Raw genomic sequence first — 14,532 nt, 5'->3', positions numbered from 1 at the left:
ATCCCCATATGGAGTGTCTGTAAAGGAAAGTGAAAGCAAAAAAAAGGAAGTCGCAAGTCTGGATAGACTTTCAACTTCCTTTTATAGATTCAACTCTATTATCTACCAAACTATCAAGGTAACTCGATCCACTGATAGGGACGCTGCGCGGCCATCCGCCCGTATTCGATCCATGTGATGATGGCAACCGTCTCTTCCGCCCGAACCGTTGCACGCCCCGACTCGAAGAAAGCTATCAGATCGCGAATGAATAATTGGAAGAAATTCGACTGCGGCTGCAGTATGCTGCATTTCCCCGATGCATCATTCACCGATAGGATAAAAGGACATCCCGGCCCCGGATGCTGAATGGTCGCCTGCCTACCGCCCGAGAATTCGAGCAGGATCGCCGGGACGGTTTCCGTTCCGATGAACATGATGCGCTTCGCATCCGTGCCCATCAACGACGCGATCGGCTCCAGTTGGTGGATTGAATAGTTGTCGAAGGCACCTGGACCCCAGCTGGAGACCACTCGAATCCCCTCCCGTTCCGCCTCCACGTATTCCGTCGCGAACCGCAGCGCTGATGACGAGTAGAGCGGCGTCCGATGCTGCGCCGCCCGCTCGAACAATCGCAGTGCAGTCGCCCGATCCGGGGCGAACGTCTTATCCACATACGTCGGCTTCCCCGAGGCGAGCGGCAGCTCAGCCAGCGCCTCGTGCTGCTCCGGATGATCGGGAGACAGCACGATCAGATAATCGCTCTGCTCCACAACGGCCTCGATCGTCGGCAGCAGCGTCACGCCATGGCGCTCACACCATGCCGCGTTGCTAAGCCCGTTCTCGGCATCCTTCATCCCGTACGCGTAAGCAACCTCCATGCTCCCGCCGGAAGCGTCCCGAATCCACGTCGGATAGTTGTTCGCATGCCACTCGTCCAGATAATAATCGATGAATCCGATCTTCTTCATTGGGCTACACCTTGCTTTACGAAGGAGATTTCCTCTTTCTGCTCGGAGGATTGATAAATCGCCTCAATAATTTTGGAGGATCGAATCGCATAATCAATATGTGCCGGCAGCTTCTCCCCTGACTTGATGCAGGCGAGGAATCCGTCGATTTCACTCTGGAACATTTCACCCTTCGTGAACTTCGGCGTGCTCTCGATCAATGCGCCATGCTTCGCGCTGTAGACCGTAAAGTCCGCGCCGTACTGCAGCCGAATGCCTGCCTTGTCGCCGAGGAAATCGATATACATCTCATCGACGCCGATATTCTGCGCCCATGCGCCATTGAGCGTAATCGAAGGCCCTTCCGTCCGAATCATCGCCGTGACGAAATCATCGACATCGTATGTCCCTTCGAAATTCGGCGGACCCGCCCACATATTGAGGTAAGCGTAATTCTCCATGTCCTTGCCCAGCTTGGAGTAGGCCTCTCCCGTTACCGTCCTCGGCTCCGGATCGCCTGCGCAATACATCACGATGTCGAGGAAATGCACGCCCCAATCGATAAGCGCCCCGCCGCCAGCGATCGCCTTGGTTGTGAAGGCCCCGCCAAGCCCCGGAATCGAGCGATGGGACCGGAAGCTGACGTACACATGGTACAGCTCGCCAAGCTCGCCATCGTCGATCATTTTCTTAATTAGATTAACCCCTTTATTGAAGCGATTCACGACGCCGATGTTCAGCGTCTTCCCAGTCTCATGCTGCACCTTCTGCATTTCCAGCGCTTCTGCATACGTTCTCGCCGCCGGCTTTTCGCACAAGACATGTTTCCCCGCACGTAAACAATCGATCGCAATCGAGGCATGGACATTGTTCGGTGTACAGATTGAGACCGCTTCAACGTCCGGATCTGCCAGAATGGCATGATAATCTTCAATAGCCTCGCCGCAGCCGTATTTCTCGACGGCCTTCTCCGCCCTGTCTTTGCGAATATCGCAGAAATATTTGATCTCCGCATCCGGATTCGCGATATATGCTGGAATATGCGCGCTATTCGCGATCGTCCCACACCCGATGATTGCTACAATGGTCTTACTCATGAACAGTCCCTCCAATTATTTGAACCCAGTAAACGCAGAACCGGATTGCATGAAATATTTTTGTCCGAAAAAGTATAAGAGAATCATAGGTATGGCCATAATCGTCGAAGCTGCCATCAGCTGCTCCCACTGTGCGCCATGATCTTGCTGGAAGCCCTGCAAGCCGACCGTGATCGTCCATTTCGCCGCATCGTTCAAATAAATGAGCGGTCCCATAAAATCGGTATAGGATCCGACGAAGGTGAACAGTGCCACCGTCGCGAGCGCCGGCTTCAGCGTTGGCAGAATAATCTGCCGATAGATGCGGAACTCGGATGCCCCATCGATTTTGGCGGCTTCCGACAGCTCCTTCGGTACCCCCATCAAAAACTGACGCAGCAGGAAAATATAGAACGGCGCACCGAAGAACGCCCCGATTGTGAGTGGCAGAATCGTATTGATCCAACCCAGCTTCGCAAAAATAATGTACTGCGGAATCAACTGCACCTGAAATGGCAGGATCATCGTCGCGAGCACGATCGCAAAAATGATCTTGCTCCCCACCCATGGAATGCGTGAGATGGAATACGCCACGAGCGGCGCAGCGAACAATTGCCCCACGATACAGATCACGCAGATCACCAGCGTATTCCACATATACTGAGGGAATGGCACCGTCTCAAGCGCTGCAACGTAGTTCTCCCAGTGGAACGCTTCAGGCAAAATGCGCGGCGGCATCGCAAAAATCTCATTTGACGTCTTGAGCGAGGTGAACACGAGCCAGACGAATGGAAACAGAAAGAAAATCGAGAACAAGATCAGCATCGTATGCGGAAAGACCTTGGTTCGCAGCAGCTTCGCCGTCATCCACTATTCACCTCCATAATAGACCCAGCGTCTGGACGTCTTCAGCAGCACGAGGGTAATAGCCATCACGATGATGAACAAAATCCAAGCCAGTGCCGAAGCGTAGCCCATCTTCAGGTTCATGAACGCTTCTTGGTAGAGGTTGACCGCATAGAACAACAGCGATTGATCCGGCCCGCCGATAGAGCCGCTTACCGACTTGCCTCCAGCCAAGATATAGGACTCCGTGAATATCTGAAAAGCACCGATCAGCCCCATGATGAGCTGGAAGAGTATGATCGGCGATAGCGCCGGGATCGTAATTCGCCAGAAGCGGTGCCACCCGTTCGCCCCATCAACTTGCGCGGCCTCGTAATACTGCTGAGGCACACCCTGCAGCGCTGCGAGGAAGATCAAGGCGCCTGCGCCGGAGCCCCATAACCCCATCAGAATGAGCGATGGCTTCGTATAACGCGGATCCATGAGCCAAGCTGGATCCGGAAGTCCGACCGCACGAAGGAACATATTGATGAGGCCAAAGTCTGGATTCAGCATCCACGTCCACAGTAGTGCGCTCGCCACGACAGGAATGACAGCCGGCAAATAGAAAATCGTGCGATAAAAGTTAATGCCCTTAACCTTGAAATTCAACATGAGCGCGATAACCAAGGAGCTGGCTAGTGAGATTGGTACCGAGATGAAGGCCATGAACAACGTGTTGTTGATCGATTTATAAAATCGTTCGTCGCTCATGATCTGCTTGTAGTTATCCAGCCCCACCCACTGCGGCGGATTGAATAAATCGTAAGCTGTCAAGCTGAAGTACAAAGAGCTGAAGAAGGGATACACCGTAAAGACCAGGAATCCGATAATCCATGGGGATGCAAAGAGGAGTCCCAGCCAGAAATAATGCCATTGCCGTCTCGTGTAGCCCGTACGTTCAGCGAGCGGCTTCATGGATGCGGAGTCACTCATCACCCTATACTCCTTTCATAAGGTCGGATCCAACCCGGCGCTACAAGCCCTTACGGCACGCCCTGCCGAGTCGGATCCGCCTTGACTCATTTGCTCTTATTTGACAAGCGGTTGGATCTTATCCTTCACCTTCTTCAGCCCTTCGTCGATGCCGATCTTGCCCCGTAAGATGGCGTTATATTGATCTGAGAACTCTGTCATATATTCGTTCGCGAAGGATGTCGCCGGGAACGAATGCAGATTCGGGCTCTGCGAATAAGTGAGGAACTCTTGGAATCCAGGCACATCCTTGTAGATCGGGTCGCTAATGAGTGATGTTCTTGTCGGCAGATTCCCAAGTGCGGCGGTGAACTCTCCCATCTGCGCCGGCTCCATCAGCCACTTCAGGAAATTCCACGAAGCATCCGGATTCTTCACGCCCTTCGGAATGTAGAATACGCTCGTCGTGACGTTCCCGGGATTTTTCAGATTCGGGTTAGCATCGTCATACGGAATTGGCGCGATGCCGTAATTCAAATTCGGCGCGAACTGCTTGATGAAGGTCGGCAGCCACTCCCCATCGATCGTCATCGCATAGCGGCCGGTGAAGAACGGATTCTGGGCGGACATATATTGTCCGAGTCCCGATGCGAAGCGATCCAGCTCCTCCGATCCGAATTGATCCCAGATGCCCTTCGCGAGATTAATCGCCGACTTGACACCTGCATTGTCCGGCGTCACCTGCTTCGCATTCGCATCATAGTAAGAACCGCCGAACGCATTCGTGAACGTGAATGCATCCACCCCCGGCCATAGCCCTAGCCGCTGCAGTCGTCCTCCGTTCTCCTTGACGCTGAGCTTCGTGATATATTCCTTCAGCTGACTGATCGTCTGCGGCGGACCGTCCAGTCCCGCTTCCTTCAGCAGGTCCTTGTTGTAGAACAACATCGTCGTATGCATCGCGATCGGCAGCGCGTACGTCTTACCGTTCGCCTGCGACGAGCTCAGCGCAGCCGCAATATAATCGCTGAGATCAACGCCGTCCTTCTTGATGTAATCGTCGAGCGGCATCATCGCCCCGCGTTCACCCCAAGGCACGACATCCTGCCCGAAGTTCGAGGCGATATCCGGCGGATTGCCTCCCGTAATCGCGGTGAGCTGCTTCTGATAATCGCTCTGCGAAAGTCCCTTCACCTTGATGTCCGGATTCGCCGCATTCCATTTCGCGATGATCTTCTCGAGCGCCGCCGCTTCCGGCCCCGTCCAGCCGTACCAGAAGCTGAGCTCTACTGCACCCTTCGCCCCATCGCCTCCCTGCGAACCCTCTGTCTGATCGCTCCCCTTCTGAGTTCCATTCCCCGAACAGCCTGATGCAACCGAAATCATAAGAACAAGAACTAGACCCCACAGCCATGGTTTTTTTTGCATGCCCGTTCCTCCTTTGATTCTTGCTAATTTCGTGCAAAACCGGAAGATACTCCTCTCACCCTTCGTGATAGCAACCATCTGCCCCTTATCCGCTAGCGGCTATCAATGATTCACATGTTATCATGTAAGCGCTTAAGATCATTTCACTATCGTCCTAGAAAATAGGATTATCGTACGATTCGCTATTTTTGGATCGCCTGCTTGCGGAAATGGTTGGGTGAAATCCCCGTATACTTTTTGAAAATTCGACAGAAATAAGAGAGCTCATTAAACCCCGTCGCATAGCAGACATCCGTAACAGATAAGGCTGGACGCTGAAGCAGCGTCATCGCATTCAGGATGCGCAAATCGATCAGATAGCGGTTGAAGGTCTTGCCTGTCCACTCCTTGAACAAGCTGCAAAAGGTCGATTTCGACATATTCGCCAGGGTGCATACCTGCTCCAATTTAATATCTTCATGCACGTTGTGATGCATATAGTCTACGACGCGGGTCATGATGTCACGATATTTCTCGGACTTCTCGAACCCCGCCCGGACGACGTCGCGATTCACCTGCCGAACGATGATCGCCAGCAGGGCCAATAGATTCGATTTCAGCACCATTTGAAAAAATGGCGTTCGTTTCTCGTATTCACTGAGCATTTCTAGCATCAGATTGCGAATCTTCCCTTCCGTTACACCATCCAGCGCAATTTGCGATTGCGCAGTGGGATCGTTATGCCAGAAGTGCTCCAAATAGCTGGCGTCGAAAACCACCTGATTCGCCGTCCGTTGATCCAATTGTTCATTCACGAACCCCGGCATGAATTCGCAGCCGATGATCTCTATCTCTCGATCGCTCTCGACTTGGATGCTATGTAAGGTATAAGGGGCGACGACGAATAAGTCGCCTTTTGTAATCGTATAGGGTCGATTGTCCACGGTATGAATGAATCCGCCTTTGGAGACGTACCAAATCTGAAAATAATCATGGAAATGGGTCCACAGGTTGTGAACTCTGTCCAATTTATACATTTTGCAGTGCAATTCCTCTAGCATTTCTAGCTTCGAAGTAAAATAAATAACCCCTGAACGCGTTAACTCCTCGATATCTAACGGTCTCATACGAACGATGAACCCCCTTAGCGTGAAATTGAAAGTCATTCAATTCGACCTTATCCCATAATTATCCTATACAACGCCCGAAATAGGTACGGTCTATTTCATGTATATGCAGAACCTATCTTTCCTACGAAAGGAGTTCCGCGTGCTATGACGTCCAAAATCACTTATTTAGACGGTTTACGAGGATTGGCGGCTTGTATCGTCGTTGTATCTCACTTTTTTCAAGTATTTGCTCCGTCAGTCTTTGAAGGGAAGGCGGACATTGCGCACTTTGCCTTCGAGAGCTTCGCTGCGAGAACACCGATCAATCTATTGTTCAACGGCAATTTCTCGGTCTGCCTGTTCTTTGTCCTCAGCGGGTACGTGCTCAGTTATCGGTATTTTCGGACGAAAGATCCGCTTCCCGTCTACTCCTCTGCACTGCGAAGATATTTGCGCCTCGCTGTGCCTGCCGTGTTGTCCGTCGTCATCGCTTACCTCGTCATTTGCTTCGGGTTCGGGTACTATGATGATATTCAAGGGATGACGCTGTCTTCCATGCCGGATCCATTTACCGCGAGCGCGAGCTTCAGCGTCATGATCCAAGAAGCTTTCTACCACACCTTCTTCACGTATGGCATGACGTATAATCCCGTGCTGTGGACCATGACCTATGAGCTGTTCGGCTCTTTCCTCATCTTCGGCTTCCTGCTGCTCGTAGGTAAATTCAAGCTTCGTTTTCTAATCTATCTAGCGCTATGTTGGGTGTTCATTGATTCCTATTACTTAGGATTCGTGCTCGGCATGCTGCTCAGCGACCTGAGGTATAGCGACCGCGAACGGAACTGGCTGGATACCATTCGCCGCCCTTGGGTGAACGTCCTCCTCCTCATCGCCGGGCTCTATCTTGGCTCTTTCCCATATCTCGCCGTGGATGGCACGGTCTATGCCCTGCTCGTCTGGCAGACGGGAGCTTCCTTCGCCTACTTCCAGTTCTATCATGTGATAGGTGCTTTCATGGTCTTACTCGCCCTGCTGAATTCATCCCGGATGCAAGCATGGTTCAGCAGCAAGCCATTCGCATATCTTGGCAAAATATCATTCTCGCTCTACCTCGTTCATTTCACCCTGCTCTGCTCCTTCGGCAGCTACCTCTTCCTTCACCTGCATGACATACTTCCTTATGGGGTAAGCGTCGTCCTAACCGTCCTGATCACAACGCCCGTCATCTTCATGTGTGCACATTTCTACTACCGCTGGGTGGATGCGGTCACGCTTGCTGTTCTCGCACGATGGAGCAAGCGATTGCTCCAGCCGATGGCGGACCGCAACAAGCAGCGGCTGCGTAAAGGTGCAGAAGAATAGCTTGACCTTAGCGCATTAAGGCGGCATCCTGCCACAAAAAAAAGCAAGGAACGCTTCGTTCCTTGCTTTCTTATTTCAGCTCTCCGATTAACCCTTCAATTTCGGAACGACAATTGGTAGCGTAACGATAAAATTGCTTCCTTCGCCTAATTTACTGTCGACCTTGATCGTGCCCCGATGCGCTTCAGCGATCCATTTCGCAATAGAAAGCCCGAGTCCTGCATGCCCATGCGTCCGGTTACGCGATTCGTCCAATCGATTGAACCGTTCAAAGACCTCAAGCAGCTTATCTTCCGGAATCCCGATCCCCGTATCCCGAATCTGTACCGTTAACAAGCTCCCTCTTACGTCGACCTGAACCTCCACGTTCCCACCTTCAGCTGTATACTGCATCGCATTATCCAGCAGAATGACCAGCAGTTGCCGAAACCGCTCCTGATCGGCATGTACGATCGCGTGGGTATCGGCATGCACAACCATTTGGATATGCCGCTGAATCGCAATAGGTGCGAAGTTCCGATGTAACCGATCGAACTCCTCATCCAGTGCAAAATCGATGAACGACAGCTTCATGGCGGGCGCATCCGCACGTGCGAGCGTTAACAGGTCTGATACCAACCCGGTCATGCGCTTGACCTCTTCCTTCATGTCCTGCAGCACCTGCTTGGAGAACGGCGGCAGCATCTCTCCCTCACTCTCCAGCACTTCGATGGAGGAATGAAGCACACTGAGTGGCGTGCGCAATTCATGCGATGCGTCTGCGGTGAATTGCTGCTGCTTCGCGAACGATTGCATGATCGGTTTCATCGCCCGGCGCGACATCATGTATCCAAAGCCGATAGATACGAGCAAGAATAGGATCGATATGATAACCTGCGTCCATATCACCTGCTCAAGCAGCCGATGCTGTTCGGACACGTCGATCCCGGCCACAATGCTGCCCGCAGGCTCGTTCCCCTGAAAGACTGCTCTGCCGGATAAAAAGAGATGCATCTTGTGCTCCCCCGTCGTTAGAACCTGATGCACGATTTCTTCATTCAGCGGAACGCTCTGCTCGAATTTATCGCAAATCTCTTGTGCCAGCGCGGGATCGATTTCATTGCTTCGAATTAAGCGTCCATTGCTGTCGAGCACCATATAGAATGGGCGGAGCGGAACTGCCACATCTCGGTACGGATCTGGCTTCATTCTATTATCGCCAGCAATCTCGCCACGTCCCGGCCGGTTACGTCCATCGAGCAGCTCGCGTCCATGCTCCTTAAATTCCACTTCAACGACTGACTTCAGCTTCAACTGCTGGTCCTTATAGATCAAGGAAGACAACAGCAAATAGCTTGCTGCATTGATGCACAAGAGGAACACGATCATCATGACAGCGAAGAACAACGTCAGTCTGCTGCTCGTCCTAGCAAACATCGGCAACCTCCAGCTTATACCCCGTGCCTCGCACGTTGTGGATCTGCATGTCTGCGGTCACGCCTTCCAGCTTCTTCCTCAGCTGCTTGACAAGCGCGTCAAGCGTATTACTGTTCACTTCAGTATCGCAGCCCCATATCCGGTCGATCAGGAGCTGTCTTGGCAGAACTTTGCCATAATTTCGCATGAACAGTTCGATCAGTTGGAATTCCCGTATGGTTAAGGGAACGATCGCCTCGCCAACGTACAATGACCGCTCCTGCAGTTGCAGCCGGTTCGCTCCGATCTCGATCCAATCGTCTTGAATCCCCTGCGCGATGCGTCTGGACAAGGAGCGTATGCGAGCGAACAATTCGAAGAATTCGAACGGCTTGACGATATAATCGTCGGCGCCTGCATCCAGACCATCGATCCGATCGTTCAGCGTATCCTTGGCCGTCAGCATAATAATGCCGCCCGCATAGTTATTCATGCGCAGGTGCCCGCACAGCGTTATTCCATCCATACGGGGCATCATCCAATCGAGAATGACCATGTCATAGCTCGTGGTTTCTATATAATCCAGCGCTTCTACGCCGTCCTTGACCCAGTCTACAGCGTGTCCTTCCTTCTTCAGCATATGCACGATAAGCGGACCCAGCCGAACATCATCCTCTGCCAGCAGTATATGCATGTGCGTTATGCTCCTTTACCGTATTCTTCTTGCTCCATCCGATTCTTACGACGAAGACGAGAATGAACACGATGCCTGTCGCGGCATACATGATCTTCATCTCCTTATGCGTCGTATCCGATCCGGCTAGGAACCCGTGAAGCAAGGAAAAGACATAGGCGGGAAAAGGAAGATAGTGCACCGCCCTCCACACCTTTCGCCCGAACCATTTCATCCAATCCGACGTGACGAGCACGGCCAAATACATATAGAATGCAACGATTCCGAAGCCGATTGCCATTCTCTGATGATCCGCGTAGAAAGGAATCACCAGCTCCTTCAGTGAGAACGGCGCATATGAATCGATCAGCAGCACGACGCCGTGCAGCAAACCGAATAGAAAACCAAACCATCCACTCCATTGATGGATAGGCAGCATTGCTGCTCGCGTCTTTGCGGGGAGCAGCTTGCCGTAGCTGAAGGCTCCCGCACAGACCGAGACGAACAATAGCAAATACGAGCATATGCCCGCCGCCTTAATGACGCCCCAGGTTGATAGATATGTCTCCATTACCAATTCAGCTCCTCCACGTAATGTTTCACTTCCCGATTCAGCTTGATTTCGTCTTCTCTCGTGAGGAAAAGATATCCGACCCCTGCAAAATGCGAAGCGACCCAAGCGTTCACTTCCGAAGAAGGAAGCATGCAGATCACCTTCGACACCACCTCCGCTAACGCTGTCGTCGGCGCGAGCACCGTGGCTTGCACGATATCCGAGTTCGCCGGCTGCAGCGTACGCCCATCGATAATATGATGGTAGAGTTGCCCATGATGCTGCCAGCGTCGATACAGGACATTGGAAGTAGCGATCGCCCCCTGCTTCATCCATAACTGAACGAGCTCACGGTCTTCATCCGACGGATGCTGAACGCCGATCTGCCAAGGCGTTCCTTCACCCCAAACGCGCATATCCCCGCCTGCGTCGATGACACCGGAATGAACACCGTAATCGTCCCGAAGCATATGATAGACCTGATCCACCGTCCAGCCCTTCCCGATCCCTCCCAGATCGATATCTGCAGAGATATGTTTAGTAATCGTCAGATCATGCTCCGAAAATCCCAATATTTCAGGTTGCAGATGGCGCCTTTCACTACTGCCCATAGCAAGCAGCGTCGCCTGCTGCCCTGCTGACAGCTCCTCATCCGTACGCTGCAGCTTCTCGAAGGATCGGTCGTAGCCGAACTGCGCGAGCGTGGAGCCGACGCAGGGATGAAACCGGAAATCGGTCTTTCTTGCACATTGCCACGCATAGGCTGTGAGTTCATAGAGCCGCTTCGATAATGCATACGGCATTCCGACTGGCGCCGCATTCCAGCGTGACAATTCGCTGTCCGCCACGAAACGCGAGGCCGTCATTTCCATATCCCTGAACGACTGCTGAACTTGCGCCGCCCAATCGTCATGACCGTGCAATTCGTTGATGGTTACGGCAATCTCCGTATTCATGGCACGAAATCGGGTCTCCATCCCTAGGATCTCCTTGTTCGAAATGAACTACGCTCTCTTGGCTGTGAGTCCGTTTTTGGAATGATCGTATATTCCTGCTGATCCTGCTGCTGACCTTGTTGCTGAACCTGATCCGTACATGGGGTCCAGCTTTCACTTTGACTGCTGCCGAAGCCGCTCGAATCGCAGTTGAACTCCATGCCTGCTTCATTATTTTTCTTGTTCATCTCGCCTTCTACATAGAGTAGGCCCGTAAAAAGTGCTACGCTTGAAACGCCGATAATCCATTTGGTGGCATTACGATTCATAGGACATCCCCTTCCTTCCAGCTTGCCTTTCTCCTGCCAAATCAGCGGTTCACCTCACTGGTTAGGCTTCTTAATGAAACCGAGTATAACGCTAGAATCTGAAATTAATATGAGAAGGGGTTGTGCTAGAAAATGGCATCGGAGGTTATGCAGCATATCGCAAAAAACGCACGGTCTCATATTGAGCCGTGCGCTTTGCGATATGATTATAGATTCTCGGCGTAGAAGTCATAACTTCCTTGCCATTGGAATTTCTCGCCCTGCTTCAGTTCCGGTGTCGTCCCTTTGATCTGCAGGAAATAGGTCTTGCCGTATTCCTGCGTGAAAATGACCGGCAGGTGATCTGCTAGATTCGCTAACACGCCGAGTCCATACTGCCGATCAAGCCGTACACGCAGCATATGCTTGAACCCGCCTTGATCGCCGGAGCTGAGCAAGTAGCTATCCACGTTCGGGTTCGCCGCCTTCGTGCCCGAATCGCTATACATGCCCGCCGGGCTGGACGCGACCTCCTGATCGCCCGCGAAATAGCGAACCGTATCATTCCATGCCCCATTCACGGACTGAAGTCCGTAATACGTATCGAACGTGATGTCTTCCAGCGCTTCGATCTCGGTATGCACCTGCACGTGTCCGTTCGAAACCTCATACGTGACGGTTTCCCGCAGCACAGGTCTTCCGGAGCCATCCGCCACCTTCGTGTTATAGGCTTGGATCAAGTTAACTACTTCGATCTTCGTATAGACGCTCGCCGTCACGCTGCCGTCCTGGACTTCCACGCCGTCAGCCCATACGCGGAACGATGCTGTCGTACCCGTATGTGAGCTATTGCTGCCGCCATCGTAGTTGTGATTGCCTCCCGTGAAGTCCCACGGGTTGTCATTGCCGTTCGCGTTCGCCCGCACCACATAAGGCCCGATCCAGTCGGATATATCCGCCTGCAGCATGGTCGATGGACGAGACAGGTCTGGATTTACGTTCGACCCCGTATTTTCGGCTAATCGCCATTCCTTGAGTCCCTCAAGCTTATTCGCGCCGAACCGATCGAATACGATCCATAGATCGCTCCGGTCATTGTACTTGGAGGCAATCGTGATCTCGGTACCGCATTTCACGACGTATTGCGCCGCATTGGGCGCCACAGGACCTTCCGGCTGCTTCGTGCAAGGCCTTGGCTTCGCATACGTCCCAGTCACGAACTGATACATCAGATCGTAATTCTGCCGCGCCATCGGGTCTGAGCTCTTGGCGCTGCCCAGCAACGCACGGTTGCTGCCTTGATCATAGACCTTAAAGGCGGCCTTACTCATATAGCCATAATCGATACCGCCATTCAGCGTCTGAATATACCGCTCCCGCTTATCCGTATCAGTATTGATCTGATCATCGAACTCCAGTTCAATCCCCATACGGTATTGCTTAGCTAACCCCACCGTATCCTCCATACGCTGTGTCACCGATGCTGCGTTGTAAGCACTTGGCTCTAACAACGCAGCGTCGAAGCCCAGCGCCTCCCAATCAAAGTTCCGATGGCCTTGGAAGCTCGAGATCCAATAGAAGTTCAGATCCTTCTTATGTGCTTGCTTACTCGTGTCTTGGATCACATTCGGTTCGTTCGGGTCGGTCATGCTGATGCTTTGCTGCCCCAATAAATGCCGTTCAGCTTCAGCTTCCCATACTTCTCCTCTTTCCACCGCTGCTTGATCTGCTGGATCCACCACGTGACCGCCTTTTGCTTATTCGCGTAAGCCGCATCCGCACCAATGACGGCGGAATTGAAATTCTCCGTCATGCCGTCGCCATCCACATCGCCAAAATCCGTTAACGTATCGCCGGGATTCGGCATCATCAGTACGACCTTCACCTTATGGCCTCGGTCCCCCAGCTTCACCCCGGCTTCGATTACAGCTTCGTTCAACTGCTGCAGATCCCCTTGCTCCGCGAATATCCTGTCCAGATATGCCGTCCAATCACTTAAAGTCGCTGTCCCTTTCGTGAAGTCCTTCCCGCTCGTCGACAATACGCTTTGGAAGAGTACCCCGTCGAACAGCCAATCCTGCGGTTCGCCTTGTTGGTTCACGTAGCTGATATACGGCATGAGGGCATCTTTCGTCCAGCTTCCCGATCCGTTCCCGTTGTTCAGCAAGACGAGGTCGCGCATGCCGCCTGTCGCTCTCCCCGGCTCTTGATACGCAAGACGATCCGCGGTTACTTGTTTGGTTTTGTTCCCTTTGCCATCCGTCCCCCAGATCTCAATCTCATCCACAAACACGAACACATCGGTGGTGAACGTTACTTTGACATATTGGGCATACGCCATCGTGGCATTCGGATGATGCTGGCCTAAGCCGTCCTTGCTGCCGTCCCAGACATAATCCTGGGTGCTCGCCGGGACATCGGCCCATCGCACTTCACGGCTAGGGATGTGCGCAAGATTCCCCCACTGCGCGCCGTCATTCGAGACGTACATGGATACCGTATTTGGATAAGCGATCCCAACCGATGAATCTTGAAGAAAATGTGCCTGAATCCGACCAATTGATTTCTTCTCCCCGAGGTCGAAGATGACGCTGCGGGTAGACTTACGAAGATGACCTGCCCAGGCCGGATCGGAGAAGACCGTTGTTCCGTACTTCCCATCCGTTAATTTATTGCCCGTATCCCCATAGCTTGGCTCTGGCTGCTCCGACCACGTATAGCCGATACCCGCTGCGAGATTTCGCATTTCAGGCTTGTCCTTAGCTGCTTCGGCTGTCGGCAGCCATAGCAGCACCAGCAACAATGCAACAGCGGCGGCAACGCCTTGTCTCCTGTTTCGTTTCATTCATTTCCCTCCCAATTTGGATGAAATACTAGATTGTGAATGCGGTTACAAGATGTGATTGGTTATACTTTGCCATACAAGTCATAATTCTCACCATCGGCTGTAAGAACTAAGTAAATATTCAGGATTGCTGTCGAATA

At 52.4% G+C, this 14,532-nt stretch carries 14 protein-coding genes; 1 reads left to right on the top strand and 13 read right to left on the bottom strand.

Annotation, left to right across the window (positions count from 1 at the left end; all coding sequences use genetic code 11):
• Positions 1-113: 113 nt before the first annotated feature.
• The 6 genes from GCU39_RS28965 to GCU39_RS28940 all read right to left on the bottom strand — a co-directional run bounded on the left by GCU39_RS28965 (position 114) and on the right by GCU39_RS28940 (position 6,339).
• Complete coding sequence (locus GCU39_RS28965) at positions 114-950, bottom strand: Gfo/Idh/MocA family oxidoreductase (protein WP_152396648.1); 837 nt, start codon at positions 948-950, stop codon at positions 114-116.
• On the bottom strand, positions 947-2,026 hold the full coding sequence (locus GCU39_RS28960) for a Gfo/Idh/MocA family protein (RefSeq protein ID WP_152396647.1): 1,080 nt from the start codon (positions 2,024-2,026) through the stop codon (positions 947-949). The genes GCU39_RS28965 and GCU39_RS28960 overlap by 4 nt, the downstream gene beginning before the upstream one ends.
• 15 nt (positions 2,027-2,041) lie before the next feature.
• On the bottom strand, positions 2,042-2,872 hold the full coding sequence (locus tag GCU39_RS28955; RefSeq protein WP_152396646.1) for a carbohydrate ABC transporter permease: 831 nt from the start codon (positions 2,870-2,872) through the stop codon (positions 2,042-2,044).
• A 3-nt stretch (positions 2,873-2,875) separates the two neighbouring features.
• Positions 2,876-3,808 carry a carbohydrate ABC transporter permease gene (locus GCU39_RS28950; protein ID WP_152397482.1) on the bottom strand — a complete coding sequence of 311 codons (933 nt, stop codon included), beginning with the start codon at positions 3,806-3,808 and terminating at the stop codon, positions 2,876-2,878.
• A 114-nt stretch (positions 3,809-3,922) separates the two neighbouring features.
• The gene (locus tag GCU39_RS28945; RefSeq protein ID WP_152396645.1) at positions 3,923-5,233 is read right to left on the bottom strand and encodes an ABC transporter substrate-binding protein; all 1,311 of its coding nucleotides are present in this window, start codon (positions 5,231-5,233) and stop codon (positions 3,923-3,925) included.
• Positions 5,234-5,415: 182 nt separating this feature from the next.
• Positions 5,416-6,339, bottom strand: a complete 924-nt coding sequence (locus tag GCU39_RS28940; protein WP_152396644.1) for a helix-turn-helix domain-containing protein — start codon at positions 6,337-6,339, stop codon at positions 5,416-5,418.
• A gap of 147 nt (positions 6,340-6,486) precedes the next feature.
• On the opposite strand from GCU39_RS28940, the gene GCU39_RS28935 reads away from it, so the two are divergent.
• Positions 6,487-7,683, top strand: coding sequence for an acyltransferase family protein (locus GCU39_RS28935; RefSeq protein WP_152396643.1), 1,197 nt, complete (start codon positions 6,487-6,489; stop codon positions 7,681-7,683).
• Positions 7,684-7,770: 87 nt separating this feature from the next.
• Here the strand turns inward: GCU39_RS28935 and GCU39_RS28930 are convergent, their stop codons facing one another.
• The 7 genes from GCU39_RS28930 to GCU39_RS32345 all read right to left on the bottom strand — a co-directional run bounded on the left by GCU39_RS28930 (position 7,771) and on the right by GCU39_RS32345 (position 14,392).
• Positions 7,771-9,099: a sensor histidine kinase gene (locus tag GCU39_RS28930; RefSeq protein ID WP_152396642.1), complete on the bottom strand. Its 1,329-nt coding sequence runs from the start codon at positions 9,097-9,099 to the stop codon at positions 7,771-7,773.
• Positions 9,089-9,772, bottom strand: coding sequence for a response regulator transcription factor (locus tag GCU39_RS28925; protein ID WP_152396641.1), 684 nt, complete (start codon positions 9,770-9,772; stop codon positions 9,089-9,091). Before GCU39_RS28925 ends, GCU39_RS28930 begins: the two co-directional genes overlap by 11 nt.
• On the bottom strand, positions 9,747-10,322 hold the full coding sequence (locus tag GCU39_RS28920; protein WP_152396640.1) for a ferric reductase-like transmembrane domain-containing protein: 576 nt from the start codon (positions 10,320-10,322) through the stop codon (positions 9,747-9,749). The genes GCU39_RS28925 and GCU39_RS28920 overlap by 26 nt, the downstream gene beginning before the upstream one ends.
• Complete coding sequence (locus tag GCU39_RS28915) at positions 10,322-11,281, bottom strand: FAD:protein FMN transferase (protein WP_152396639.1); 960 nt, start codon at positions 11,279-11,281, stop codon at positions 10,322-10,324. Before GCU39_RS28915 ends, GCU39_RS28920 begins: the two co-directional genes overlap by 1 nt.
• Before the next feature lie 2 nt (positions 11,282-11,283).
• Positions 11,284-11,568: a hypothetical protein gene (locus GCU39_RS28910; protein ID WP_152396638.1), complete on the bottom strand. Its 285-nt coding sequence runs from the start codon at positions 11,566-11,568 to the stop codon at positions 11,284-11,286.
• Positions 11,569-11,774: 206 nt separating this feature from the next.
• Complete coding sequence (locus tag GCU39_RS32350; protein ID WP_152396637.1) at positions 11,775-13,286, bottom strand: DUF4855 domain-containing protein; 1,512 nt, start codon at positions 13,284-13,286, stop codon at positions 11,775-11,777.
• Positions 13,193-14,392, bottom strand: a complete 1,200-nt coding sequence (locus GCU39_RS32345; protein ID WP_152396636.1) for a DUF4855 domain-containing protein — start codon at positions 14,390-14,392, stop codon at positions 13,193-13,195. The genes GCU39_RS32350 and GCU39_RS32345 overlap by 94 nt, the downstream gene beginning before the upstream one ends.
• Positions 14,393-14,532: the final 140 nt, after the last annotated feature.

Origin of the sequence: Paenibacillus guangzhouensis (assembly GCF_009363075.1) — a bacterium.
GTDB classification, from domain to species: Bacteria; Bacillota; Bacilli; order Paenibacillales; family Paenibacillaceae; genus Paenibacillus_K; species Paenibacillus_K guangzhouensis.
Note: the sequence above shows the minus strand (reverse complement) of the source record. Positions and strands in the feature narration are given on the sequence as shown.

Bases quoted from the DNA above. Each gene is read 5' to 3' on its own strand.
- GCU39_RS28915 (WP_152396639.1), bottom strand. From the start codon at position 11,281: ATGGAGACCCGATTTCGTGCCATGAATACGGAGATTGCCGTAACCATC.
- GCU39_RS28925 (WP_152396641.1), bottom strand. From the start codon at position 9,772: ATGCATATACTGCTGGCAGAGGATGATGTTCGGCTGGGTCCGCTTATC.
- GCU39_RS28930 (WP_152396642.1), bottom strand. From the start codon at position 9,099: ATGTTTGCTAGGACGAGCAGCAGACTGACGTTGTTCTTCGCTGTCATG.
- GCU39_RS28910 (WP_152396638.1), bottom strand. From the start codon at position 11,568: ATGAATCGTAATGCCACCAAATGGATTATCGGCGTTTCAAGCGTAGCA.
- GCU39_RS28955 (WP_152396646.1), bottom strand. From the start codon at position 2,872: ATGACGGCGAAGCTGCTGCGAACCAAGGTCTTTCCGCATACGATGCTG.
- GCU39_RS28965 (WP_152396648.1), bottom strand. From the start codon at position 950: ATGAAGAAGATCGGATTCATCGATTATTATCTGGACGAGTGGCATGCG.
- GCU39_RS28935 (WP_152396643.1), top strand. From the start codon at position 6,487: ATGACGTCCAAAATCACTTATTTAGACGGTTTACGAGGATTGGCGGCT.
- GCU39_RS28940 (WP_152396644.1), bottom strand. From the start codon at position 6,339: ATGAGACCGTTAGATATCGAGGAGTTAACGCGTTCAGGGGTTATTTAT.
- GCU39_RS28960 (WP_152396647.1), bottom strand. From the start codon at position 2,026: ATGAGTAAGACCATTGTAGCAATCATCGGGTGTGGGACGATCGCGAAT.
- GCU39_RS28945 (WP_152396645.1), bottom strand. From the start codon at position 5,233: ATGCAAAAAAAACCATGGCTGTGGGGTCTAGTTCTTGTTCTTATGATT.
- GCU39_RS28920 (WP_152396640.1), bottom strand. From the start codon at position 10,322: ATGGAGACATATCTATCAACCTGGGGCGTCATTAAGGCGGCGGGCATA.
- GCU39_RS28950 (WP_152397482.1), bottom strand. From the start codon at position 3,808: ATGAAGCCGCTCGCTGAACGTACGGGCTACACGAGACGGCAATGGCAT.
- GCU39_RS32345 (WP_152396636.1), bottom strand. From the start codon at position 14,392: ATGAAACGAAACAGGAGACAAGGCGTTGCCGCCGCTGTTGCATTGTTG.